This window comes from Gracilibacillus pellucidus, from assembly GCF_033949965.1.
Taxonomy (GTDB): domain Bacteria; phylum Bacillota; class Bacilli; order Bacillales; family Amphibacillaceae; genus Gracilibacillus; species Gracilibacillus pellucidus.
The window spans coordinates 246,113-269,910 of sequence record NZ_JAWZSR010000003.1; the positions used below are offsets into that span (position 1 = coordinate 246,113).

Here is a 23,798-nt window from a genome sequence, read left to right on the forward strand (position 1 = left end):
TTTCATTTTATGACGAATGTCTATGATAGTGCAAATGAGCTTGAAAAAGCAATTAAGGAAAGTACAGAATTTCAAGAGTTAAAAGCAGCTTATGATCAAGTAATGGCTGATGCAAATGCAAAAGAAATGTTCGATAACTTCCGTAATATTCAACTTGAATTACAACAAAAACAAATGCAAGGTATGGAAATTACAGAAGAAGAAGTCGAAAAAGCAAAAGAAGTTGTAGAGCAAGTTCAACAACATGATGTAATTGCTAAGTTAATGGAACAAGAACAACGTGTTAATTCGTTGATTAACGATATTAGTCGTATTATCACAAAACCATTAGAAGAATTATACGGAATGCAACAACAATAAGTCACCTGGAGTTACAGTTTTTCTGTAGCTCTTTTTTAAAATATGAAACAAATGAAGAAGTATGTACGTATAATCTATGGAAGGGAGTGGGGAAGATGGCGTTAAAAATAGAAAATGTAACAAAGAAGTTTGGAGATTTTACTGCCGTTAATAATTTATCTATTGAAATTCCTGAAAAAAATATCTTCGGATTTCTAGGAGCAAATGGTGCAGGAAAAACAACCACATTTCGAATGATTCTCAATTTAATTGATCAAACCTCTGGATCGATTACATGGAATGGGGAAAAGATTGATTACAGTAAAAGTGATCAGATCGGTTATTTGCCTGAAGAAAGAGGACTATATCCGAAGTTGAAAGTACGTGATCAATTAATTTATTTAGGTAAATTAAGAGGGATGCAAAAGAAGGAAGTATTAGTCGAGTTGGAGAAATGGCTAGAATACTTGAAGGTGCCACAATACCTTGATAAGAAAGTAGAAGAATTGTCAAAAGGGAATCAACAAAAAATCCAATTTATTTCTGCAGTTATACATAAGCCAAAGTTGCTTATTTTAGATGAACCATTTTCAGGATTAGATCCAGTTAATGTTGAGTTACTAAAACAAGCAGTAGTGGAATTAAAAGAGGCAGGAACATCGATTGTATTTTCTTCACACCGAATGGAACATGTAGAAGAATTGTGTCAGTATCTTTGTATGATGCAACATGGTCAGCCTATCTTACATGGTGACCTTCGTGAAATCAAACGATCGTTTGGTAAGAAAAACTTAACCGTTCAAGCAGACTTTGATTTATCCTTTTTAGAAACGATTCCAGGTGTAGTGAAAGTCAAGTATTTTAATGATACGGCACTATGCCAAATTGAGAATGAGGAGATTTCACAGAATGTGTTGCAAGAACTATTAGGCAAAGGGTTTATCCGTAAGTTTGAATTAGACGAACCTAGTCTAAATGACATTTTTATTGAAAAGGCGGGTGAATCATATGAATAAATTTGGTATTGTCTTTGCCCATACGTACTTATCAAAAATTAAATCGAAATCATTTATTATTACGACGGCAATTATTCTCGCAATGTTAGTAGTATTCGCCAACATCCAAACAATTATCAATATGTTTGATGATGAAGATGCATTGGACAAAGTTGTGGTAGTAACGGAACAAGAAGATATATATCATCAATTGCAATCAACGATGGAAGAAGAAGCGGAACTCGTTTCATCTAGTGGTACGCTTGAAGATGCTCAAGAGGTCGTTCGTGATGGAGATGCCATCGCTGCACTGGAAATTACCGAAGCAGACGGTTTACCTGCAGCGACTTATTATAGTAATGATTACAGCAACCAATTTATCCAAAATATGCTAGAAAATGAACTACAGCAAATAAAAGTAGCCATTGCAGCAAGTCAATCTGGAATAGAACAAGAAACCATTGCATCGATTTATGAACCGGTGTCATTTGAAAATGAACTTATTCCAGCTGTTGATGGTGAAACGAGTAATGTTAAGTCGGAAGAAGAGTTAAGCGGTGCTCGTGGACTGGTTTATATTATCCTCTTCTTGTTATACATTGGTGTTATCACATACGGTAATATGATTGCTAGTGATATCGCGAATGAAAAAACGTCAAGAGTAATGGAAATATTAATTTCAAGCTCATCACCAGTTAGTCAGATGTTTGCCAAAATATTAGGGATAGGTTTAGCAGGTTTAACGCAAATGGTACTCTTCTTAGGTGTTGGCTTTATTCTGATTAAACAAAAGCAAGATGAATTAGTCGGCGGGTTCTTTGATGTATTTGGTTTATCAGACGTTAGTGCTTTGACATTTGTTTATGCAGTCATCTTCTTCCTGCTCGGATATTTCTTATACGCGACCCTTTCCGCAATGTTAGGCTCGTTAGTAAGTCGAACAGAAGATGTGCAACAATTGATGACACCAGTTATCTTTTTAGTTGTCGCTGCTTTCATAATTTCAATGATGGGTATTTCCATGCCTGATACACCACTTGTCGTTATATCATCCTTTATCCCGTTCTTTGCTCCAATGACTATGTTCTTACGTGTTGGCTTACTCGATATTCCTTTCTGGGAAGTCGGATTGAGTATTGCTATTCTCATCACAACGATTGCTATCTTAGCGATTATCGGAGCAAAAATATACCGAGGCGGCGTACTGATGTATGGATCATCCACATCATTCAAAGACATCAAGAGAGCATTACAATTATCAAAAAAAGAATAAGAAAAAAGAGAGGCTATTTCACAACAGTGAAATAGCCTTTTTCATTGAAGTTGCCAGAAAAGAAAGAGTAGTTGCCAGTAAATCTGGAAAGTTGCCAGAAAAGCGAGAGTAGTTGCCAGTAAATCTGGAAAGTTGCCAGAAAAGAAAGAGTAGTTGCCAGTAAATCTGGAAAGTTGCCAGAAAAGAAAGAGTAGTTGCCAGTAAATCCGGAAAGTTGCCAGAAAAGAAAGAGTAGTTGCCAGTAAATCCGGAAAGTTGCCAGAAAAGAAAGAGTAGTTGCCAGTAAATCTGGAAAGTTGCCAGAAAAGAAAGAGTAGTTGCCAGTAAATCTGGAAAGTTGCCAGAAAAGAAAGAGTAGTTGCTAGTAAATCTGGAAAGTTGCCAGAAAAACTAAGTGAAGTATGCTCGATAATCTATTAATTTATTTCTGAAATAAATTAGTTAAATCGTACTGGCGATTTTTATAGCTCCCAGTATGTGGACAATTTAGTTGCGTTAAAAGTCTTTTGGTTAAATCAATTGAAATATTCGTCAAAAACCATCTCGCCTGCTTATTCGTTATCGTCGGTTGAAAAAGCAGTGCCCATTCTTTTAGTGCCTCGACATGCATCATTTTATCTTTCCTCCCGCATTTTGAACATTGCCAAGTACCATAGACTCTATTCGCTTTAACATTTTTACAAGTAGGACAAAATACGCCTCGAATTAGCTTGCGAGGATGAATTTGAAATTTATCTAATATGTTTACATTCCGCTCCTGGTGATGCTTTGCGATAAAGTCCATTAACTGTCTATGTTCTGATAAGGAATAATGCGGTTGAGTATCCTGTTGGAGCAGCTCTGTTATTCTATGTGGCAATTGCTGAATAGGCAGCATATCAGGATGCTGAAAAGTGAGGTTTGCGCTAGGGTGTGTGAAAACAACAATTGGATGAATGGTGGGAATGTTGAAGTCATGGAGATGAAGTACATTCGTTAATTTCTCTCGTTGAAATGTCGCCTGAACTAACGGATTATCATAGATTTCAAGCTTGCCGTCTGCTGTTTCCTGTGTTAATTGTCCTGCTTCATTAATGGAGAGTGTCCCCTTAAGATGCTTGACTTCACAAAGGAAGAGCCTATTTTGGAAAAAGGATAAGTTATCGATTTGGAAAAAATGATTTTGCCAAGGTATTCGAACACCGAATAGTAGTCGTTTTTCTCGCGGAACCATCTGTAAATAATACGGTAATTTCTTTTCGCCAGAATAACCTGCTATTTCTCGTCCGTACGCTTTTTCAAGCGCTTCAGTTACATCATGAGTGGAGAGTCTTCTCATCAAGATTTCTAACTGTTTCACATATAAAGATTTTCTGACACAATCAAGCACGGCAAGTGATCCTCCTTTTTAGCGTAATGAATAATAATAGTTTAACATACAAAAAACGAACGTGCATTCTTATAATACCTCTGCTACAATAGAAAATGAAAGTAGGTGAATTGATTGATTACATTCATTCATTGTGCGGATTTGCATTTAGATAGTCCGTTTAAAGGATTAAAAAATATTCCCACTGATTTATTAGCAGCGGTTAGAAAAAGTACGTTCAAAGCACTTGATAACTTAACGGAACAAGCAATCAAACATCAAGTAGATTTTGTTCTATTAGTTGGTGACGTTTTCGATCAAGAAGAGCAAAGTATGCAAGCGCATATGGCACTGTTAAAAGCATTCAGACGTCTAGAAGCACATCAGATAAACGTATATATATCCTTTGGTAATCATGACTATTTAGCTAGCCAAACGTTTCCGCGAAATTATCCTGACAATGTGTATGTTTTTAATAGTGAAACAGTAAGTTCTTATCCTTTTAAAAAAGGTGAACAAGTAGCAGCAAGGATTTACGGTTTTAGTTATGAAAATCGAGCAGTACTCGACAATAAAATAAAAGAGTACCAGAAAACGGATGAACCATGTTTTCATATCGCAACATTACATGGGAGTATCGGAAATGAGCAAGCGAAAGAACATGCTACATATGCACCGTTTCAATTATCAGAATTGAAGGAAGCGGGATTTGATTATTGGGCATTAGGGCACATACATAAAAGAGATGTGTTAGCAGAGCATCCACCAATTGTCTACCCAGGCAATATACAAGGCAGGTCAACAAAGGAAACAGGAGAAAAAGGCTGTTATTTAGTTACTTTAACTGAAAACAACCCATCATTAACTTTTCTTCCGCTTTCTGCGATGACTTTTGAAAAAGTGGAAGTAGATGCAAGGGAATGGACAGATATTCCACAAGTAACAGAACAATTGCTAAAAAAATTGAACACCTATACAGAAGGAACGACACTCATTCAGTTAGTTATTTCACAGGTTACAGAAGATAAAGAAACTTGGTTTATCAATGGCTATGTAACAGAAATGGTGAATTATTTAAACGAGGAATTAGTCGCGAGTTATATCATTAATTATAAGTGGACAAGTGAGCAGAAACGTTCTGAATGGAAGCACGGCGGCCGCTTTTTAGAAGAGCTTGCGACTGCTTTTGCGGAAATGAACGTAGAGCAAGAAGTCCAAGCTTTATGGAAGCATAGGGAAGCTAGAGCTTGGCTTCACGACCTTGAAGAAAAAGAGATTGTACAAGAAGCAGAACTATTAGTAGATCAATTACTCCATCAAAAGGAGGGGTGAGTATTGCGAATTGATAGTATACATATATATGGTTTTGGTAAATGGACCGATCAACAGTTTACCTTTGACCATGACGGCCTAATTGAAATTGCCGGTAATAATGAATCTGGTAAAACAACGTTAAGAAAGTTTATTTCCTATATTTTATTTGGCATGAAACCAAAAGAATTGGAGCGTTTTATACCAAAGCAAGGATCAACTGTTGGTGGTCGAATGAAATTGTCTGGGATTGTTAGTAGCCAGTTGACGATTGAAAGAGTGGCAGGTAAGCATAAAAATCAAGCGCTTGTATGGACAGAAGACGGAAGAGAAATGGATGAAGACTGGTTAAGAACAGAACTAAAAGGAATCAAGGAAACGGATTTTCAAGCCATTTACACGTTTGATGCTCATGATTTAAGACAAATTCAAGAGATGGACAATCAATCACTACATGAAGTGCTTTTAGCTGTTGGCATGACAGGTACAGATCGAATTTATCATACGGAAAAACATGTAGAGAAAAAACTAGCAGAATGGTTTAAACCTAATGGAAAAAAACCAGCAATTAATCAATTATTACAAGAGTTGAAAGACCTTCAAGAAAAACTAACAGAAGCAAAAAAATTAGAGAGTAGCTACCAACAGCAACTTGTAGAAATCGAACAAATAGAGAATCAGTTAGTAGCATTAGAGCAAGAAAAGCATCAATTAGAGAACAAGCAACAACAAATTGAAAAACAACGGACACATTATCAAACGATAACAGATTATTACCATACAAATGCTAGATGGAATAGACTTGATCATGATATTTCATTTCCTGCTCAAGGAATCAAACGTTGGAACGAATGGAAGGAAGCGTTGTTACCTTTAAAAAGTGAAGAGAGAGTTCTTGCTAATTCTAAACAGGAAATAGAAGAACAGATTAATCGTCTTGAGTTGATGACAGATGAGCAGCTTGCGACCTTAGCAAAAGGGGTGGAGCTTTTTCAACAAATTGAAGCATTGAAGTCTGAACGAAAAGATATGCATAAGCGTATGGTGGAAATAGAAGAAGAAGTCCGTTCCAAATTAGCAACCATGCAAATTAACCTAACGGTCGAGGGTTTACAAAATATGGAACTTCCTTTTTATCTAGAAGAAGCATGGGCAGATTTAACCAATCAACTAGAGAAATTAGCTGTTGAAAAACAATACATAGAAAATGAACAAGCTTCTATAAAGAAGAGAAAGCAAGAATTACGTGAAGAAAAAGAACATTTATTAACATCACAAATCGGACAAACGGAATTGAAAGAGTACCAAAAAGAGCTCGAACAAGTGAATAAAGTAGAACAGCAAGAAAAATATCAAAAGTGGCATAGCACCTATCGTAAGCAGCTAAAAAACTCAAATATATTGCTTGTTATCGGATTAGTTGTAGCAGTCGGACTTTTCTTTCTAACAGATGTATGGTCGGTAGTTGTAGCTATAGTGACGATCGGTCAAAATATTACTGTAAGGCTGTATGGTAAAGTATTTAAACAATGGTTACAGCCTGATAAGGCGACGGTATCGACCTTATCAGAAGCGGAAATTCAAGAGCTTGAGCGACTGATTCAATATCAAACAGAATTGCAAAATGCTTTAGCAGAAATAGATAAAGACATTCAAAAGTACCAACAAGAGCAAGTAAAACAGCAAGAAAGACACACTTTTTTAACAGAACGAATCGATCAATTAGAACAAAAGATAACCGAGCAAGAACAAGCATATCCTTTTTTATCAATGATTGAGGTACCATATTGGTCCAGACTATATCAACAGATTATCGTGCAAAAGCAAAAATTATCGGAAGTGCAGCAGCTAAAGAAAACAATCAATCAGGTAGATGTACAATTAAAGGATCAACAGATAAAGCTAGATGGATTGAATTTGGATGTAGAAAATCTAGAACAAGCCTATCAGCATGAACTAGATAAAAGAAACGATAATAAGAGATTACAAGCACGAAAAGACGAAATACAAGCACAACTTACAACAATCATAGAAAAGCAAAAGCCTTATCAGGAAGAAATCAATCAGCTCCTCCAACAAGCAGAGGTAGATACAGAAGATGCTTTTATTGCAAAAGGGGAGAAAAAAGAAGAACTTGACTTGTTGCAAGAAAAACGGCAACAATTGACAGATAGTTTAGTTGTTTTGTTCAGTGAAAAGGAGCTTCAACCATTTGTAGATGGGGCATTTGCAGATAAAGAAACATTAGAACGGCGCTTGCAAGAATTAGCTAAAGAGATACAGTATGTGACGAACAGAATAAAGCAAGCACAAGCTACATTAAGTGACAGAAAAGCTAGCGTGAAAGTATTGGAAAATAATGAAGATGTTTCGATTTTGAAACATCAATTAGCAATGAAGCAAGAAGAATTACAAGAATCCGCAAACAAGTGGGCTGTGTATCAAGTTGCATCAGCAAATCTCGCTAAAGCAAAAACAACGTATTCACAAAAATATTTGCCACAGGTAATGGAACAAGCAAGCGATTATTTTGCAAAGCTAACACTGGGTAATTATCAGTATATCTATATGGAAGATGAAAAAATGATGGTGAAGGATAGCGATGAATTTACTTTTGATGTGCTAGAATTGTCACAGGGGACAAAGGACCAATTATATATTGCGATTCGTTTCGCATTAAGTCATGTCATGGCTAGTCGCCTAGCATTACCATTTTTAATTGATGATGGATTCGTCCACTTTGATTCGAATAGAAAGGCGATTGTGTTAGAGATAATAGAAGAATTAAGTAAGGAACATCAACTATTCTATTTCACTGCTAATCCAACCAACAATGCAATAATCAAACTGTAATGGGAGAGTGTACAATGAATAATATTATGTATAAAAGTGATATTTCGATAACACCGAGGGATTTGTCTGATCTGTTTCGAGCTTCAGGCATTAAACGACCATATGATGATTTGGAAAGACTACAGCAAATGATGGAGCATGCCAATATTTTCATTACTGCATGGGATGGAATCAGGATTGTAGGAGTTGCAAGAGGATTAACAGATTTCAGTTATTGCTGCTACTTATCTGACTTAGCAGTAGACAAAGCCTATCAACATCAAGGCATCGGCAAAAAATTAATCGAACAGGTCCAACAAGAAATTAGCAAAGAAGTTGCACTTATTTTATTATCTGCACCAGACGCAATCGACTATTATCCGAAAATAGGATTCGATAAAGCGGATAACGGATTTATTATAAAAAGAACGAAATAAAAACCATCCATAAAAGGTTGTTTGCCTTTTATGGATGGTTTCTTAATGGTTTTGAAAAGAGGCTGGGACAAAACCCGGTAAAATAAAAAATCGTGGCGTGCATCCATGTTGATGCACGCCACGATTTTTTTGTTTTTTTAATATTAAACTAAACAAAAAGGACCCTCTTTGATAGAATTAAAGTACCAACAACAACTCTACAGCACAGGTATAGTATGAATCTGGGTAAATGTGAAGTTACAGGAAATTTTTCTCTTCGCAAATGAGGTTCACTGTCATCACAAAATACCATTAAGTCTTGGAGGAAATGATAACTTTAGTAATTTATGTATCTTACACAAAGAAATTCATAAGTTAGTTCACGCAACACGAAACGAGACGATTACTACTCTTAAAAATATACTTCAACTCAGTACATTTGAGATAGACATAGTAAATAAACTCCGTAAAATGAGTAATTTGGAACTTATTGATTAATAAAACATAGATAAGATGGAGCGCCGTATGCGGTGAAAGCTGCATGTACGGTGTGGAGCAGGGGAAAAGGTGGAGATTACATCAAAGCCTTACCTATTGCTATTATGAGCATGAATAATTAGCCAAAAAGCCAGCTATATAAAGGATTGGCTAAGTTAACAAGGGTATCATGCTCACTTCTCCGTATAAAGTTGCAACGGCTTAAGTCCATTGTAATACTCTCGATTTTTATTTTGCATTACACACCAATTCCGATGATATAAATTTATCACGTATAGACAGGTATAACACGCAGCAATACCATAAAAAACGCAATATTCTCGTAAAGAGACGCTTTAAGTTTTTTTAGTTCTAATAAAATGTGCCGATTAATTTACAGGAATAGGTACTTATAAAGAGTGACTAACCTGTGTCTAATTATGTAGTTTTTTTCTAAAAGATATCTGTGCTAAGGTAATTAAACTATGAGAAATTCCATTACTTCATATATATTAATCGAAAATAATATATTTTCACTTGTCATTATAATTAATTTGATATATTATTTATTTTATTGCCAATTAATTCCGTTTATGGAAGGGAGAGGATTTTAGTAAGGCGAATTATTTTTTTTCTATTAATTATTTTAATTGGTATTTTTGTTCTTTTTTTTAATTCTAATGACCGTATTAAGATGAAAGATGATTCAATAGATTTGGCAACATTAGAACATAAACAAATAATACCTTGGGGACAAAAATTTGTGGGGGTGAGCGATGAGAATTATTCAAAACGAAATGTGAAAATTGCTATACTTGACAGCGGTATTAATATGGATCATAAAGACTTAAATGGGAAAATTAAGAAAAGATTTAATGCGATTAATACCGATGAGAATATTATAGATGATTTTAATCACGGGACTGCTATCGCAGGAATTATTACTGCTAACGATAACGATTTTGGTATTATTGGCATTGTGCAGAATGTAGAAATTTATGATGTGAAAGTATTAGGTGAAAATGGAACTGGAGATGTTAAAAGTCTAATTAGAGGTATTAATTGGGCTATAGATCAAGATGTCGATATTATCCATATAAGTTCTGGTGTGGAAACAAATAGTGTTGATTTAGAGGAAACTATTAATACAGCAGTAGATAGAGATATTATTATTGTTGCGGCAGCTGGGAATACCTTTGGTCTGTTTGTGAATTATCCTGCAAAGTATAGTAATGTTCTATCTATTAGTGCCATTGATGAAAACTTGGTTTATTTAAGTACCTCGGGGAAAGGAAAAATAGATTTCTCTGCTCCAGGAAAAAATATTATATCAACTAATAATAAAGGTACATACGAGCATTACAGTGGTACGTCATTTGCAACTGCCTATGCTACTGGTGTCATAGCAACTCAATTAAATAAAAAAGACATCAATTCCCCAAATAGGGAAATTTTAAAGGATTTAGATGACAATACTTTTAAGTATGATACTGATAAACCTACAGAAATGTATGGAAAAGGTATCTTGATAAATTAGGAGGTTATTATGAAAAAGATATTAATTAGTTTAATTATTTTGTCGTTTGTAATAAATACTGCTACACCTGCTTTTGCAAATACAGAAGTCCCTAGTACTGATGAAATCAATAGTTATGAAGTTCAAGAGGTTGCAACTAACCATGAAAATGACCTAGTTCAAGAAGTACTAGAAAATAAAGATGAAATAGTTGTTGAAAACACATTGGTAACAAATGATTTTGACACTTCAGTAGATGTTATTTTAAATAAAGAAACTGAAAATATTGAGGTACATGGGAAAGTAGAAGAGGATGGAATTGTTACTGAGGTCAACCTCGATGTTAATTTAATCGAATTTTCAGAGGAAGATGATATATTTATTGCTATCTTCACAGACCTAGAAACAGGGCAACAATACACCTACGATTCAACTGAATTAAAAGCTTCCATCTTACCCGCTGTTCCTGTTGTTGTAGGGTTCATTGTAAGGTTTGGAGTTAAACAAGCAGTTAAGCATTTCGGAAAAAACACTTTAAGACAAGTTTCCAAAAATATGGCTAAAGCTGATAGCCCTGTATGGAAAAAATTAAAACCATTTAGAGGTAAAACAAAAACTGATGGTTCTGGGAAGAAGAAACGTTATTACGAATGGGATAATACACATAATGATATTGAAGTTTACGATAACAAAGGCAAACATTTGGGTAGTATGGACCCATTAACTGGAGAAATGTATAAAGGACCCGTAAGAGGAAGAACTATCAATCTTTAGATTAGGAGATTTATTATGAGTTTTAAAAAAATTCGAGGTTGGAAAAGAAGATTAAGACAGCTGGAAAAGTGGAAGAATGACAGTATTCCTCTTGACTTGGATTTACTTAGAGACTATCAGGTAGAATATAGAAAAATATTTAACCTTGACAATTCTTATTTCATCCCCAATTGGTTCAAATCAAAAGTTGTTCTTAGTTTCATTGATATCTTAAAACATTGGGAGATTCAAGCTCAAGGAGAATTAAAAGCTTTCGATATACGATTACATATTGATGAATCAAATATTTTTGACTCTCAAATTATGATCGTTATCTCAAGTGCAATTGAAGACTATAGAAATAAGTTTGAAATAGTCGAAGGGAATTTAGAAAGACCCGATTGGATTATTAACGTTGAAAACAGAGAATGGATACCCTTTTACAGCTATTCAGTATGGTTAAAGGATGAGATAGATTCTCTAACTGATGAAGATAAAAGTAAGTTAATAAAAAATTTAGTGAAAGTTAATAATGAATATAATTCTGAAGAAGAACAAGAATATATTGTTCCAGACTCTATTTTTTGGTGTCTAGTTACAGAATATAAACAGGATTAATTAAATTAATGGAATATTCCGCGAGAAAACAAGGCACAGTTAACTTTTTAGTTATCTGTGCCTTGTTTATTTCTTGACCATAAAGTCATTTACAAATTTTCACTTTTTCTAAAAACTGAGGGGCTAGTGTTTTCTTACCTTAGATATTACAGTTCTCGCCAGCTGAAAATTTGCTGTTTAATTTCTCTATTGTAATTGCTAAGTTCAGATTAAGCGAGAGTTTATAAAAAGCCTTCCACCGTAAGCCCGAACTATAGAAAAAATGCGTCCCTAAGCGGTACGCATCACAAATAGCCGTATATCCTAATTTTTTTAACGGATATGCGGCTTATTTTCGACATTCTGCCTGAATTGATTTTGACCAAGGCATATATTGAACCAAGATTTCAGGAAGTTGCTGGATTCCGAGATTCGGTAAATCCGTAAAGAGTTTTTTCAAGTACTCGTAGAAATCAACTCCGTTGCTTTTAGCTGTTTCTGCAATACTCAAACATATGGTGTTCGCTTTTGCTCCAGCTTCGCTGACGGAAAAGAGCCAGTTTTTTCTTCCTACGACATTAGGACGGATGGCATTTTCGGCTGGATCATTATCAATCTCAATTCGTCCGTCATCTAGGAAAGCTTTCAGGCCAGTTGCACTGTTCAATGTGTAGTCAGCTGCTTTTGCGGGGGCATTTTTCCCGTTTTTTTCTTCGCTTACTCGGAGACAAGTGTTTGAATTTCCTTTCTAATCGATATAAGTCATCGCAATAGCTTACACCAATACGTTCATTTTTGCTGTCTGCTTTGAGCCAGTAACGGCGTACATGCGCCCAACAATTGGCGAAGGTCACGTCTTCTAACTTACCATAGGTAGAATAATCATCACATACAATCGTTCCAGAACATCCTTCAAGGAAACTTTCTAGAATAGTGCGCGCACGTGATAAAGAGCTTTGAAACAGAGTCATGGTTGGCCCCTGGCTAGGCACACTTCGATACACCCAGTTATAGGCATTGGATTGATCGGATTTCCCATCGGATCGATTGATAATTTGTCCATACGTTTCATCGACATGTAAGACAGATTTTGTAATCATCATCTGTTTCATCCGTTCGTAAATAGGTAAAAGCCAATCATGAGATGCTCGAATCACCCAATTGGAGAGATTCTTATCATTCGTCTCCAATCCGTAACGATTCCATTCCTTTACCTGACGGTAAAGGGGTAAGTATTGTGCGAATTTATCATAGATGACTTTAGCTAAGACACTAAGGCTTGCCACGCTCCATTGAATAACTGGTTGCGGCGCTTTCCCACGTTTAATTTGAGCTGGATGAGACGTATGACTTTTACAATTTCTACATTCATATGCATGTTCAATATGCTGTACTTTCATCATCTTTGCAGGAATAAATTTGGCCTCTTCACGGACCATCATACGACCAATTTCATTCATTTGGCTTTGACAACAGTCGCAGACTGTATGTTCCGGGTGATAATGGATTTCTTCTACCTTTATATCATTACGTAAGGAATCATTTCGTTTCTTTTGAACTTTTCGTACAACAGTATAAGAAATCGTCTGTTGGCTTTGTTCTTCTGTGTGCTCAGATTCGCTAAAAGATGGGTCATCATCAAATAATGAACCTTGTCCATCTGGTACGTTATACTTAGACTTTTCGGTTTTAGAACCAAATAATAACTTATTTAAATGACGTATTTGTTGGGATAACGTTTCTATCTGTTTGGATAATTCTTTATTTTTTTGATTCGAATCAGCCAATTGCTCTTCGAGTAGCTGAATTACATTCTCATTGTACTTAGAAGAATCGTTCCCCACATCATTCACCACTTTTCGTTCGTATTCGTTCCTTCTATTATAAATAGTTTGAAGAGTGGAATAAAGATAAAATTAGTAGATTTGCTAAATTTAGAACACTCCTTTTGATGATGGCAGAATCGCCTTTGGTTGCTCGATGGATAAACCTTCAAGAAGCCAGCGAATCTCCTGTTGTGAGAGATTTCGTACTTCATTTTCATTCTTTGGCCATTGGAGTTTTCCATTATCCAACCGTTTATAGAGCATGGCAAAGCCATCACCGTCAAAATATAAACATTTATAGTGATCTTTACTCCAGCCAGAAAATAAAAAGATCGAATCGCTGTAAGGATCTAAGTTGAAAGAATCTTGAATCAGTGTGGCCAATCCGTCTATGCCCTAGCGCATATCGGTTTTCCCACAAATGATGTAGATAGTTTTCGTGCTGGTATAATCCTTCCTCATAGATGTTTCAATTCCCTCATGATGGTTTGGATGGTGTATTCATCTATGCAGTTGAAAAAGGATATTTCAACGTTTGCCGTTTTAATTAAGCAAATGTTATTTTGTAGAGGTGTTCGAGAAGTGGTTTTGTCGAGATGATTATTCTCAGAGTGAAGTGTAACGGGGACGATCGTTAATTTTTGTTGCGACATAGAAAAGCACCTCCTTTATTTGATACATGTATCGTACAAAGAGACGATGCGAGTTTATATGCGTCGTTTGAATGGGGGCTTACTGTGAAAATGACAGCAAATCGATTTACTGACAAAAAGAAGAGAAAATGTCACCAACCAGATTTACTGACAAAAAGAAAAGAAATACCGCATCAAAATGTCAGTATTTCTCTCTTAACAAGCTCTACTTCTCTTCATCTGCCTCGGTGTTTTCGTATCTAGCATCTAAGTAGTCTACGATATGGATGATATAGCCTTCTAAATTACTAGGTTTACGTACGGCGCTACCCCATTCTGGTAGTCCATGGTGACATAGGATGCAGTGAGCCATCAAATGAATATCTTCCATAGAGACAGTTATCTGATTTTGTTCGATTACACGAGATAATACGAGTACTCCATATGGAATATGTCCAATTGTTACTCCTAATGGATCCATCGTAATACCAGCTTGTTTGCGACTTTCATCACGGAACTCCCCTGTTGGGAACAAGAAGCGGAAAATATCTAATGATTTCCCTGCATAATCATATTCTGCAAGTTTACCAATATCGTGGAACAGAATACTTGTTAATAACGCATCATAGTTAATACTGTTATATTTATATTCCGCCATACCTTGCACCATTTTATAAAGATGATCAATACTATCACTCCACACATATGATGGACGTGTATTATCTTCTTTTAATGAATGCCAAATTTCCAATTTATACTCTGTTTCTACTTTATTAATAAGCTGGATAATCCCGCGAAACGGATTGTCGGATTGTACGGTAATGTATCTGCAGAAACGCATTAATCCAACTGTATGTTTTAAAAGGCCACCTAAATAATTGTGATGGAACCCTTTGGCTGCAGGGCTAATACGAAAACTTTCCCATAATTGCTCCATTGCTTTGAGCGCAATATCTTGATAAGGCTGTTTTAAGTCATATAGATAGGCAAATAATTCATTGCGCAATGCTTCCAAATCTTGTTTCGTATAAGCTAAAAGAGTAAATGGATCAATTTCATCGCTAGCAGGTGTCATCTCGTAAATGGTGATACTTTTAAATCCATTAAATTCATCGACTTGTCCACGGATATCGAATACACCTTTTTGTTCAAGAATAGGGAGCATTTCTTCTACTTCCCCATTATTGTCCCACATTTTAGCGGAGATGTTACCTGACTGATCACTAAGCGTAGCCTTGAGAAAGGATTTATTTGTTTTTGTTTTCCTTACTTCAAAATCATTTAATAGAACACGTGCGTTAATGGATGTTCCTTTTGTTAATGTATGTAATTGAATACCGCTGATTTCCTCTGGTAATTGTGGTAAAGGAAAGTGTTCAGCAATTGTTTGCTTCTGTTCGTCTGTTAGTGAATAGTCAATGGAAATCAATTCATAAAAATAGTTCTCTTCGGTCATTATTTATCACATCCTTTATTTTATCACGGCGCAAATGCCCGTAAAATCTGACTGATGGAAGTCTCTCTTTATTTTAGCATAATTTAAGCAAGTAAGATGAGTTATTCCATACATATAAAACAACCCTATCTTCTGTTATGGGAAGATAGGGTTGTTAACTTCTTCATTATTCAGCGTCGTCGTCAGAAGATTCATCGCTATCAGATTCGTCTTCTGTAGTAGCATCTTCAGCTGGTGTATTTTCCTCAGCAGCAGGCTCTTCAAATGTGAATGTATCTTCGAAATCGTCTACTTTCACATCGATATTAGCATTTTTCAATAAATCTTGAATTTTTGCTTGTGTTTCCGTTTGATCAAGTTTTGTTGACGCAATTTCTCGTTTAAGTTCATCTTCCATATCCTCTAATGGTTCGATATCTTCCACATCAACACGATCTGTTACTTTAATAATATGGAAGCCAAGTTGAGATTGAACAGGCTCACTGATTTCATCAATATCAAGGTTATAGGCAGCATTCTCAAATTCCGGAACCATTTGACCTACACCAAACTCTCCTAGCTCACCGCCATTTTCAGCGCTACCAGGATCTTGAGAATATTCTTCTGCTAACTCAGCGAAGTCTTCTCCATCATCTAGCTTGTCCAGAACTTCATTAGCAGTATCCTCATCATCAACAAGAATATGGCTAGCTACTAAATGTGTAGATAGTTCATCATAACGTTCTTGGATTTCTTCATCAGATACTTCTATATCTTCTGTTAATGCTTTTTCTTGTAGTAAGCTCAGGCGAATAGCGTCTTTGAATTCATCTTCATCAGCATATCCACTTTGGGCTAGTGCTACTTCCCACTGGTCGCCCTGTTGTTCCTTCAATGTATCTAATTCTTGGTTAACTTCGTCATCAGATACATCATATTTATCTTCTAAAATAGTTTCAAGCACCATTTGTTGAAGAACTTGTTCTCCACCAGCTTCTTTTAATTGATCATAAAAATCTTCTTTTGTAATATTTCCTGAGTCTGTTTCTACAACTGTTTCAGGGTCACCAGAAGAACACGCTGAAAGAGCTATAATGCTTGCTGCGAATGTTGCGGTGATTGCTAATTTTTTCATTTGTTCTACACACTCCTAAATACTTTGACTATTTTTTAACTCTTGCCATAATATATCACACTTTGTTTGAAAAAAAACAATAAAAAGTAAGATTACAATCTTTTTACTTATTTTTTTCTACTAAAATAATCGAATAATTTCTTATGTATAAATAACTTCAATATAAGAGGATACGAGTAAAATCGTTATTAAAATATTTATAGTTCGAAAAACATTTGGCTGCTTCTCTTGGGACATTTCTGTCTTTAAACAAAGTCGCATTGTTAGTGAGTTGAAAATAAATAAAATGAAAAAAGCGATTAGGATAAAAACATAAAGCATCGAGCCGACCTCCTTATTCTCTCTCATTACTTTAACAAAAAATTAAAGTTTTGAACAGTAGGTGCATTCATTTTACTAGGGTTAAAGTAAAAATATGTATAAAAAAATCCGCTTCTGCATGCAAGAAGCGGAGCTAACGTGGTATTAAAATATCATAACCTTCGTCATCATTGGAAATCACACATTTTTTCGGTGCTTTCCATAAACGACTAATATAGAGGAAATGAACGAAAGATAGCCCTAAATTAATCGAACCAAACAATAAAAAATAAGGATAGTAGGCTTCAAAAAAGTATCCACACATAATACAAGGGATCGTAATAATAATGGTTGGTGTTAATAGAGCTAATAATAAAACAGGTTTTGATGTTTTCATATAGTTACATACATGAAAATTCGGAAACAGTTTTTTCTCGAACGTCCAGTTAATTCGTATTTGTTTATTTGTTAGTTTTAGCGGCAAAATCCGTAAAGCTTTATGCAAAAACGGTAGAATTACTAATGCAAGTAAAACAGGTATAATGCCATGGTCTTTTACGACAGCATCTTTATGAATCAAGGTAAAAGGTACGTACATAAAAATGAATGATAAAAGTCCGAATAATAGTGATAAAATGATGCTTCGATATGAGCCCAGCTGTTTCTTTATATTAATGGAATCCCAACAGTTCACTAGGATCACCCTTTCATGCTAAAATCATTGTTTCTTTTCCCTAGATGACTATAGTATTTTTTTATACAAAAATCAATAGGTTTTTGGTAAAAAAAGAATGATTTTTTTCCGTGCTGAAAGGGGGGTGAAATGAGTAGGAATAGTGGGAAAATTCGCATTCTCCAAACACTTAAGTTGCAAGTGATCCACCATCAACTGGATAGGTTGCCCCTGTGAAAAAAGAAGCTTGCTCAGAGGCGAGAAATAGAACAACTTGTGTAACCTCTTTAGGTAGTCCATATCTTCCCATGAGGACAATGGATTGTATTTGCTTACGGACTGTTTCAACATCTTCTGCTGACATATTTTTCTCGATCTTACTTAGCATTGCAGAGTCAATTGCTGCTGGTGCTACGCCATTGACTCTGATACCATTTGTTGCACACTCCAATGCGGCAGTTTTTGTTAAGCCGGCAACGGCATGTTTGGAAGCAATGTATTCTGGCATTCCAGCACTAATGAACCAATTAAAGCGTATAAGACAAACATTTACAAACGCAACTCTGAATGAGGTATAAAAAAAGAGCTTGGATCAGCTCTTTTTTTGTTAGTTAGATTCTGTTTTCGATTGTGTTTTTTCTTCTAACTCTTTTAAACTCTCTTCAATCTGAGTCAAATACTTTTGAATATTCTTTTGGTGTGGTTCTACTGTTTTTTTCCATGATTCAATCGAGTTTTTAATATCTACGGAAAGGTCTTTAATAAGTGCAGCACCTTCCTTAGATGTTTTAGTAATCTGTTCTTTAATATCGACACCTTCTGATGTTAGGTGGTTAATATAACGAATGGCATCATCGCCCTTTTCCTTTACATCTGTTCGTAGTTCTTTTCCAGCTTTTGGTGTCGTTAATAGAGTAGCAGCAGCACCTACAATTCCACCAGCTAATACTCCGAGTACTAATGATTTTGCGTTAATCATTCCGAACACTCCTTTCTTATTTATAACATTCTCTTTTTTCATCAAAATCAAACATGTTTTATACAATTTATTACGGTGCGTACGTCCGTAAAATCCCACTTCGAGCTGAAGTCTCGCTTTATAGATTATTTGCGATTTTACTAGCCATATCTGCTAAATCATACTGATGTTCTTGTGTAGTCCATTGTGGCTTAAACCCATCTGTTTCATCATATCGTGGGATGAGATGGATATGTAAATGAAATACTGTTTGACCTGCAGCAGCTTCATTATTATTTAGTATATTAATTCCTACCGGCTGAAATGTTTCTTTTAAAGCATTTGCAATCTTTGGAACGGTAGCAAACACTTTTGCAGCAATCTCTTCATTGGTTTCATAAATATTTTCAACATGTTGCTTCGGTATGACTAACGTATGCCCTTTCGTTACTTGACTAATATCAAGAAAAGCCAGTACATCATCGTCTTCATAGACTTTAGCGGAAGGAATTTCACCTGCTACAATTTTACAGAAAATACAATCGTCCTTCGTCTTCATTGCTATCGCTCCCTTAATTTGACGTCTGTTTAAATCATATCATAATAAATAAGAATATTTGTTTCCATTATACATGATTTTTTTGAACAAGTGAATTATTCACAATAGAAAAAGTAGGAATGCAGTCCTTTTTTTAGTTTGTCCAAAAATTTCCGCAATTATCAAGGTTGTATTACTTTACGTAAAAAAGCATCAATGCTATTTTTGTCTGCTAATAATATTTGGTATAATGGTGAGGAATTGGGAATACATATTAGAAGTAATAATAGAAAGGACGTAGAATAATGGAGCCTTTATTACATATTGAGAATTTAGAGGGCGGCTATACACATAAAAATGTACTACACGGTATTTCATTTGATGTAAAGCCGAATGAAATTGTTGGATTGATTGGATTAAATGGTGCAGGTAAAAGTACGACTATTAAGCATGTCATTGGCTTAATGCAAGCAAATAAGGGGACGGTATCGATTAAAGGGAAGACATTTCAACAGTCACCAGAAAGTTATCGACAACATTTCTCTTATATTCCAGAGATGCCTGTTTTATATGATGAGTTAACGTTGGACGAGCATTTACGTTTAACCGCGATGGCTTATCAAATTCCTGAAGATGTCTACCAAGCGCGAATTACTCCTTTGTTAAAAGAATTTCGCTTAGAGAAGAAGTTAAAACAGTTTCCAATCCACTTCTCAAAAGGGATGCGTCAAAAAGTGATGATTATGTGTGCTTTTTTAGTTGAACCTGATTTATATATTGTGGACGAGCCTTTTGTCGGTTTAGACCCATTAGGTATCCAATCCTATCTTCAATTAATGGAACAGATGAAAGCTCAAGGTGCTGGTGTATTAATGTCGACACATATCCTTACAACGGCAGAGCGTTATTGTGATCGCTTTGTGATTTTAGATGACGGACTTATTCGGGCACAAGGTACATTGAAAGAACTACGTGAAGCATTTGGTCGACCACAAGCGACATTGGATGATTTATATATTCAATTAACGAAGGAAGCCGATCAATATGCTTAATGCTCATCAATTATTTCGTGAACGATTATCCGCACATATAAAAGAAATAAGTAGATATCTCCGTTTTATTTTGACCGAGCATTTAGTGATTGCGGTGATATTTATTGTTGGAGCGATGTCTGTCTATTATCAGCAATTTCTCGAAGATATTCCAGATTCTTTTCCATCTGCATGGGTGATCGCTGTTGTTCTTGGTCTGGCTAGTGCATATAGTCCGATTCAAACTTTACTAAAGCGCGCAGATATTGTCTTTTTAATACCTGCAGAACCACAGCTTTCAGGGTATTTTATCCGTACTTTAGTCTACAGCTTTGTCACACAACTTTATTTATTTGTGTTAGCTATTGCAGTCGTTGCGCCACTGTATCTTGAGGCGTTTTCAGAAAGTACGTCGTTTGGCTTATTGTTTATCATTTTGCTAGTAATAAAAGCGTGGAGTTTGGTAGCTAATTGGTGGATGCTACGTGTTCGGGATAAAAACATACGCCTCATCGATAAAATCGTTCGTTTTGCATTAGTTATCACGCTTGTTTATTTCTTTCTTATGCAAGAAATGCTTTTTTTAGCAATTGTAACAGCTTTATTGATTGTTCTTTTCGCGACTAATTATCAAACAGCGAGAAAACAAAAAGCACTTAATTGGGACTTATTAATTGAAAGTGATTATAGAAGAATGCGTAGTTTTTACCGATTAGCGAACATGTTTACTGATGTTTCGCACATTGAAGTGAATGTGAAAAGACGTCATTGGCTAGCTCGTTTATTGACGAAGGCTATTCCTTTTCATCAAAAGGGGGCCTATGCATATTTATATCGGTTAACAACCGTAAGAAGTGGTGAATACTTAGGCATATATCTGCGCTTGATCGTGATAGGTGGATTGCTCATCTATTTCGTCCCTAATCAATGGTTGAAACTAATTTTTGCTTTGTTATTTATCTACATGATCTTTTTACAAGTCATACCATTATGGAAGCATCACGCTACATTAGTCTGGTTAGACTTATATCCTATTAGTGAAAGGGAACGTCAAGAAGCCTTTGTTAAATGGATTAAACAGATCATCTTTTTTGCAGGGGTACTCTATGCTCTTTTCCTTTTCGTAATAGGAGAATGGTTAGTTGGTCTATTACTTGTGATCGCTATTCTCTTATTTGTGAGCATGCTTATTCCACAATACTTACAAAAGAAAATGTGAAGAAATCCTTCATAAGTTGAACAAGCTTATGGGGGATTTTTTTAGTTAGGGAGAAGTTGAATTAGATTACTGTATCTTATATACTAGATAAGGTAAAAAATACCTAGTTTGGAGGGCGTTTAGTGGAAAAGCACAATCAAAGAAAACGTACAAAAGAAATATCTCTTCTTTCATTCATACTAGCAACCGTCATGATTTTCAACCTATTGTTTGTTTTTCTGATGAAAGTCAATATTAGTAATAGGACATTACTGTTGGTAATTTGTGCTGTCATCTTGCTTTTAGCAAATTGCGTGCTGTATAGACGAAAAGGGCAGTCAAGTTAGATTGGAGGAATACCGTTGGAACTATTAATAGAAGCGGGTATCTTTTCCTTACTTATCGTTGCATCGATACTGATAGCAAGGGTGGCTACGAAAAAAGGGAGAAACTATGCTAAAAACATACGAAAATTAAGTAAGCAGCAATGGTTTAAGGAATTTACTAATACATACACACCATTATTTGTTCAGCATGATGCGTATCGTTCGTTTATTGCGAATGCTAATGTTGAGGAAGTAATCAGAGATGAAGCAAAACAAGCGCTATTTAAACGTGAAATTCTTCAGTTAATGGCGAAACATAACTTATAGCTTTTCAGTGGTTATTGTCTTCATCTTTTGTCGTGAAAGAAAGAGGATCCGAACAATCTTTTACGGTGCACGATCCACTGATTGCAGTCTCACTTTATCACGGTGCATGAGTCCGTAAAACCCCCACTTCAAGGTTCGAGTGAAAACGAGGAAGCGAAGATGGGGGATAAACGGACGCTAATTCCCTGATAAGTTTCGCTAACAATCAGTGGGAATCAAAACTTCCACTGATTGCAGTCTCACTTTATATGCACCGATTATTGTTCGGATTTTCTTTATCCAATTATTTCAAGACTTATTCACATCTAATGTAGCTGCAATCAATGTTTTTGCTGCTATTTTCATCGCTCGTTCATCAAAGTCAAACAATGGATGATGATGTGGAACGAATCCATTGTCGATCTGTGCACCTGTAAAGAAATAAGCACCAGGTTTGTTTTGGAGATAATAGGAAAAATCTTCACCTGTCATCGTAGGTGCTACCATTTCCGCTTTTTGTACTTCCTTCACTTGCTTGGCAGCTTCTAGTACTTTCTCCGCATATTCGGGATGGTTCACAACTGGTGGATAGCCAAATGCATAGTCAAAATCATAGGCCATATCGTAGCTAAGGCACGTTCCTTTGATAACTTTCTCCATTTCTGCTTTAATAAAATGTTGCACTTCTGCATTAAATGTACGTATAGTACCACTGATGACCGCGGTATTTGGTATCACGTTAAAGACATTGCCTGAAAGGAATTTACCGATTGTTATGACGGCAGTTTCCAGCGGATCGATACGTCTACTGACAATTTGTTGTAAGTTGATAACAAGCTGTGATCCAGCGACAACAGGATCTTTTGTCTGATGGGGGATGGCACCATGACCACCTTTTCCTTTAAGTTGTATCGTAAAGGAGTCAGCAGCTGCCATAAAGTTCGTTGGAGCGGTTTGGACGACGCCATATGGTGTATTTGTCCAAAGGTGTGTTCCGTAAACAACATCTACATTCGCTAGGGCGCCAGCTTCAATCATTGCTTTTGCACCACCAGGAACAAGTTCCTCTGCATGTTGGTGAATAAAGACAACCGTACCAGCTAATTTGTCTTGATGTTTCTGTAACACTTTTGCAACTGCTAAAAGTGTCGTCGTGTGTCCGTCATGCCCACAAGCATGCATGACCCCCTCTTTTTTTGATTTATAGCTTACCTCTTTTTCATCTTGAATAGGTAACGCATCGAAATCTGCGCGTAAGGCAACCGTTTTTCCTGGTTTAGTTCCTTTTAATGTTGCTACAACCCCATTTTCGCCGACATTTGCTTCATAAGGAATATGTAATGATTGATATTGTTCTTGTATAAAAGCAGCTGTTTTCTCTTCTTGAAAGGACAGCTCTGGATGTTGATGTAAAAACCTTCTCATTTCGACCATTTCTTCATATAATGCATCAATTTCTTCGAATAAAGTGTCCCTCATTTTCTCACCCCGAAAAAAGAATTTCTTCTCATTATAACATAAATAGAGAAAATTCAGTTTGTTGTTAATGTTTTAATAATGAATGAAACGATATTTCTGTTCTT

The 23,798-nt window shown here is 35.7% G+C and carries 23 protein-coding genes and 1 pseudogene; 13 read left to right on the plus strand and 11 right to left on the minus strand.

Annotation, left to right across the window (positions count from 1 at the left end; translation table 11 throughout):
* The first annotated feature begins 9 nt into the window (after positions 1-9).
* The 3 genes from SH601_RS06815 (at position 10) to SH601_RS06825 (ending at position 2,607) form a co-directional block, all read left to right on the plus strand.
* Entirely contained in the window at positions 10-360 is a 351-nt protein-coding gene (locus SH601_RS06815) for a YlbF/YmcA family competence regulator (RefSeq protein WP_319957520.1), read from the plus strand.
* Between the two features lie 95 nt (positions 361-455).
* Positions 456-1,355 carry an ABC transporter ATP-binding protein gene (locus tag SH601_RS06820; RefSeq protein WP_319957521.1) on the plus strand — a complete coding sequence of 300 codons (900 nt, stop codon included), beginning with the start codon at positions 456-458 and terminating at the stop codon, positions 1,353-1,355.
* Positions 1,348-2,607 (plus strand): ABC transporter permease, encoded by a 1,260-nt coding sequence (locus SH601_RS06825; RefSeq protein ID WP_319957522.1) that lies wholly within the window; start codon positions 1,348-1,350, stop codon positions 2,605-2,607. Before SH601_RS06820 ends, SH601_RS06825 begins: the two co-directional genes overlap by 8 nt.
* Before the next feature lie 421 nt (positions 2,608-3,028).
* Here the strand turns inward: SH601_RS06825 and SH601_RS06830 are convergent, their stop codons facing one another.
* Entirely contained in the window at positions 3,029-3,976 is a 948-nt protein-coding gene (locus SH601_RS06830) for an NERD domain-containing protein (protein ID WP_319957523.1), read from the minus strand.
* Between the two features lie 114 nt (positions 3,977-4,090).
* On the opposite strand from SH601_RS06830, the gene SH601_RS06835 reads away from it, so the two are divergent.
* The 7 genes from SH601_RS06835 to SH601_RS06860 all read left to right on the plus strand — a co-directional run bounded on the left by SH601_RS06835 (position 4,091) and on the right by SH601_RS06860 (position 11,878).
* Positions 4,091-5,287 (plus strand): metallophosphoesterase family protein, encoded by a 1,197-nt coding sequence (locus SH601_RS06835; RefSeq protein WP_319957524.1) that lies wholly within the window; start codon positions 4,091-4,093, stop codon positions 5,285-5,287.
* Positions 5,288-5,290: 3 nt separating this feature from the next.
* Positions 5,291-8,119: an AAA family ATPase gene (locus tag SH601_RS06840; protein WP_319957525.1), complete on the plus strand. Its 2,829-nt coding sequence runs from the start codon at positions 5,291-5,293 to the stop codon at positions 8,117-8,119.
* 14 nt (positions 8,120-8,133) lie between these two features.
* Entirely contained in the window at positions 8,134-8,535 is a 402-nt protein-coding gene (locus SH601_RS06845; protein WP_319957526.1) for a GNAT family N-acetyltransferase, read from the plus strand.
* A gap of 231 nt (positions 8,536-8,766) precedes the next feature.
* Positions 8,767-9,012, plus strand: coding sequence for an HNH endonuclease (locus tag SH601_RS17625; RefSeq protein WP_413775101.1), 246 nt, complete (start codon positions 8,767-8,769; stop codon positions 9,010-9,012).
* A gap of 673 nt (positions 9,013-9,685) precedes the next feature.
* Entirely contained in the window at positions 9,686-10,528 is an 843-nt protein-coding gene (locus SH601_RS06850) for a S8 family serine peptidase (RefSeq protein ID WP_319957527.1), read from the plus strand.
* Positions 10,529-10,537: 9 nt separating this feature from the next.
* A complete protein-coding gene (locus SH601_RS06855) occupies positions 10,538-11,281 on the plus strand; it encodes an SAR2788 family putative toxin (RefSeq protein WP_319957528.1) in 744 nt (247 codons plus the stop codon).
* A 15-nt stretch (positions 11,282-11,296) separates the two neighbouring features.
* The gene (locus tag SH601_RS06860) at positions 11,297-11,878 is read left to right on the plus strand and encodes a hypothetical protein (RefSeq protein WP_319957529.1); all 582 of its coding nucleotides are present in this window, start codon (positions 11,297-11,299) and stop codon (positions 11,876-11,878) included.
* A 328-nt stretch (positions 11,879-12,206) separates the two neighbouring features.
* On the opposite strand, the pseudogene tnpC reads toward SH601_RS06860, so the two are convergent.
* From tnpC to SH601_RS06910, 9 genes and pseudogenes are all read right to left on the minus strand, one after another.
* Positions 12,207-13,710, minus strand: a pseudogene (tnpC, locus tag SH601_RS06870) (IS66 family transposase).
* A gap of 81 nt (positions 13,711-13,791) precedes the next feature.
* Entirely contained in the window at positions 13,792-14,067 is a 276-nt protein-coding gene (gene tnpB, locus SH601_RS06875) for an IS66 family insertion sequence element accessory protein TnpB (protein ID WP_319957530.1), read from the minus strand.
* Between the two features lie 474 nt (positions 14,068-14,541).
* Positions 14,542-15,771, minus strand: a complete 1,230-nt coding sequence (locus SH601_RS06880; protein ID WP_319957531.1) for a hydrolase — start codon at positions 15,769-15,771, stop codon at positions 14,542-14,544.
* Positions 15,772-15,937: 166 nt separating this feature from the next.
* Positions 15,938-16,885, minus strand: coding sequence for a peptidylprolyl isomerase (locus SH601_RS06885; protein WP_319957532.1), 948 nt, complete (start codon positions 16,883-16,885; stop codon positions 15,938-15,940).
* Between the two features lie 141 nt (positions 16,886-17,026).
* Positions 17,027-17,206, minus strand: coding sequence for a hypothetical protein (locus SH601_RS06890; RefSeq protein WP_319957533.1), 180 nt, complete (start codon positions 17,204-17,206; stop codon positions 17,027-17,029).
* A 133-nt stretch (positions 17,207-17,339) separates the two neighbouring features.
* Entirely contained in the window at positions 17,340-17,879 is a 540-nt protein-coding gene (locus SH601_RS06895; protein ID WP_319957534.1) for a DUF3267 domain-containing protein, read from the minus strand.
* Positions 17,880-18,048: 169 nt separating this feature from the next.
* Positions 18,049-18,366 (minus strand): SDR family NAD(P)-dependent oxidoreductase, encoded by a 318-nt coding sequence (locus tag SH601_RS06900; RefSeq protein WP_319957535.1) that lies wholly within the window; start codon positions 18,364-18,366, stop codon positions 18,049-18,051.
* 99 nt (positions 18,367-18,465) lie between these two features.
* Positions 18,466-18,837 carry a YtxH domain-containing protein gene (locus SH601_RS06905; RefSeq protein WP_319957537.1) on the minus strand — a complete coding sequence of 124 codons (372 nt, stop codon included), beginning with the start codon at positions 18,835-18,837 and terminating at the stop codon, positions 18,466-18,468.
* A 118-nt stretch (positions 18,838-18,955) separates the two neighbouring features.
* The gene (locus SH601_RS06910) at positions 18,956-19,375 is read right to left on the minus strand and encodes an HIT family protein (protein WP_319957538.1); all 420 of its coding nucleotides are present in this window, start codon (positions 19,373-19,375) and stop codon (positions 18,956-18,958) included.
* Positions 19,376-19,659: 284 nt separating this feature from the next.
* Between SH601_RS06910 and SH601_RS06915 the strand changes: the two genes are divergently transcribed.
* The 3 genes from SH601_RS06915 to SH601_RS06925 all read left to right on the plus strand — a co-directional run bounded on the left by SH601_RS06915 (position 19,660) and on the right by SH601_RS06925 (position 22,236).
* Complete coding sequence (locus SH601_RS06915) at positions 19,660-20,406, plus strand: ABC transporter ATP-binding protein (RefSeq protein ID WP_319957539.1); 747 nt, start codon at positions 19,660-19,662, stop codon at positions 20,404-20,406.
* On the plus strand, positions 20,399-21,604 hold the full coding sequence (locus tag SH601_RS06920; protein WP_319957540.1) for an ABC transporter permease: 1,206 nt from the start codon (positions 20,399-20,401) through the stop codon (positions 21,602-21,604). Before SH601_RS06915 ends, SH601_RS06920 begins: the two co-directional genes overlap by 8 nt.
* A 341-nt stretch (positions 21,605-21,945) precedes the next feature.
* Positions 21,946-22,236: a hypothetical protein gene (locus SH601_RS06925; RefSeq protein WP_319957541.1), complete on the plus strand. Its 291-nt coding sequence runs from the start codon at positions 21,946-21,948 to the stop codon at positions 22,234-22,236.
* Between the two features lie 288 nt (positions 22,237-22,524).
* Here the strand turns inward: SH601_RS06925 and SH601_RS06930 are convergent, their stop codons facing one another.
* Entirely contained in the window at positions 22,525-23,694 is a 1,170-nt protein-coding gene (locus SH601_RS06930) for a M20 metallopeptidase family protein (RefSeq protein WP_319957542.1), read from the minus strand.
* Positions 23,695-23,798 lie beyond the last annotated feature (104 nt).

Coding starts and splice junctions, on each gene's coding strand:
- SH601_RS06855 (WP_319957528.1), top strand. CDS start 10,538: ATGAAAAAGATATTAATTAGTTTAATTATTTTGTCGTTTGTAATAAAT.
- SH601_RS06885 (WP_319957532.1), bottom strand. CDS start 16,885: ATGAAAAAATTAGCAATCACCGCAACATTCGCAGCAAGCATTATAGCT.
- SH601_RS06815 (WP_319957520.1), top strand. CDS start 10: ATGACGAATGTCTATGATAGTGCAAATGAGCTTGAAAAAGCAATTAAG.
- SH601_RS06860 (WP_319957529.1), top strand. CDS start 11,297: ATGAGTTTTAAAAAAATTCGAGGTTGGAAAAGAAGATTAAGACAGCTG.
- SH601_RS06825 (WP_319957522.1), top strand. CDS start 1,348: ATGAATAAATTTGGTATTGTCTTTGCCCATACGTACTTATCAAAAATT.
- SH601_RS06890 (WP_319957533.1), bottom strand. CDS start 17,206: ATGCTTTATGTTTTTATCCTAATCGCTTTTTTCATTTTATTTATTTTC.
- SH601_RS06915 (WP_319957539.1), top strand. CDS start 19,660: ATGGAGCCTTTATTACATATTGAGAATTTAGAGGGCGGCTATACACAT.
- SH601_RS06905 (WP_319957537.1), bottom strand. CDS start 18,837: ATGATTAACGCAAAATCATTAGTACTCGGAGTATTAGCTGGTGGAATT.
- SH601_RS06930 (WP_319957542.1), bottom strand. CDS start 23,694: ATGAGGGACACTTTATTCGAAGAAATTGATGCATTATATGAAGAAATG.
- SH601_RS06920 (WP_319957540.1), top strand. CDS start 20,399: ATGCTTAATGCTCATCAATTATTTCGTGAACGATTATCCGCACATATA.
- SH601_RS06850 (WP_319957527.1), top strand. CDS start 9,686: ATGAAAGATGATTCAATAGATTTGGCAACATTAGAACATAAACAAATA.
- SH601_RS06820 (WP_319957521.1), top strand. CDS start 456: ATGGCGTTAAAAATAGAAAATGTAACAAAGAAGTTTGGAGATTTTACT.
- SH601_RS06900 (WP_319957535.1), bottom strand. CDS start 18,366: ATGCCAGAATACATTGCTTCCAAACATGCCGTTGCCGGCTTAACAAAA.
- SH601_RS06845 (WP_319957526.1), top strand. CDS start 8,134: ATGAATAATATTATGTATAAAAGTGATATTTCGATAACACCGAGGGAT.
- SH601_RS06880 (WP_319957531.1), bottom strand. CDS start 15,771: ATGACCGAAGAGAACTATTTTTATGAATTGATTTCCATTGACTATTCA.
- SH601_RS06910 (WP_319957538.1), bottom strand. CDS start 19,375: ATGAAGACGAAGGACGATTGTATTTTCTGTAAAATTGTAGCAGGTGAA.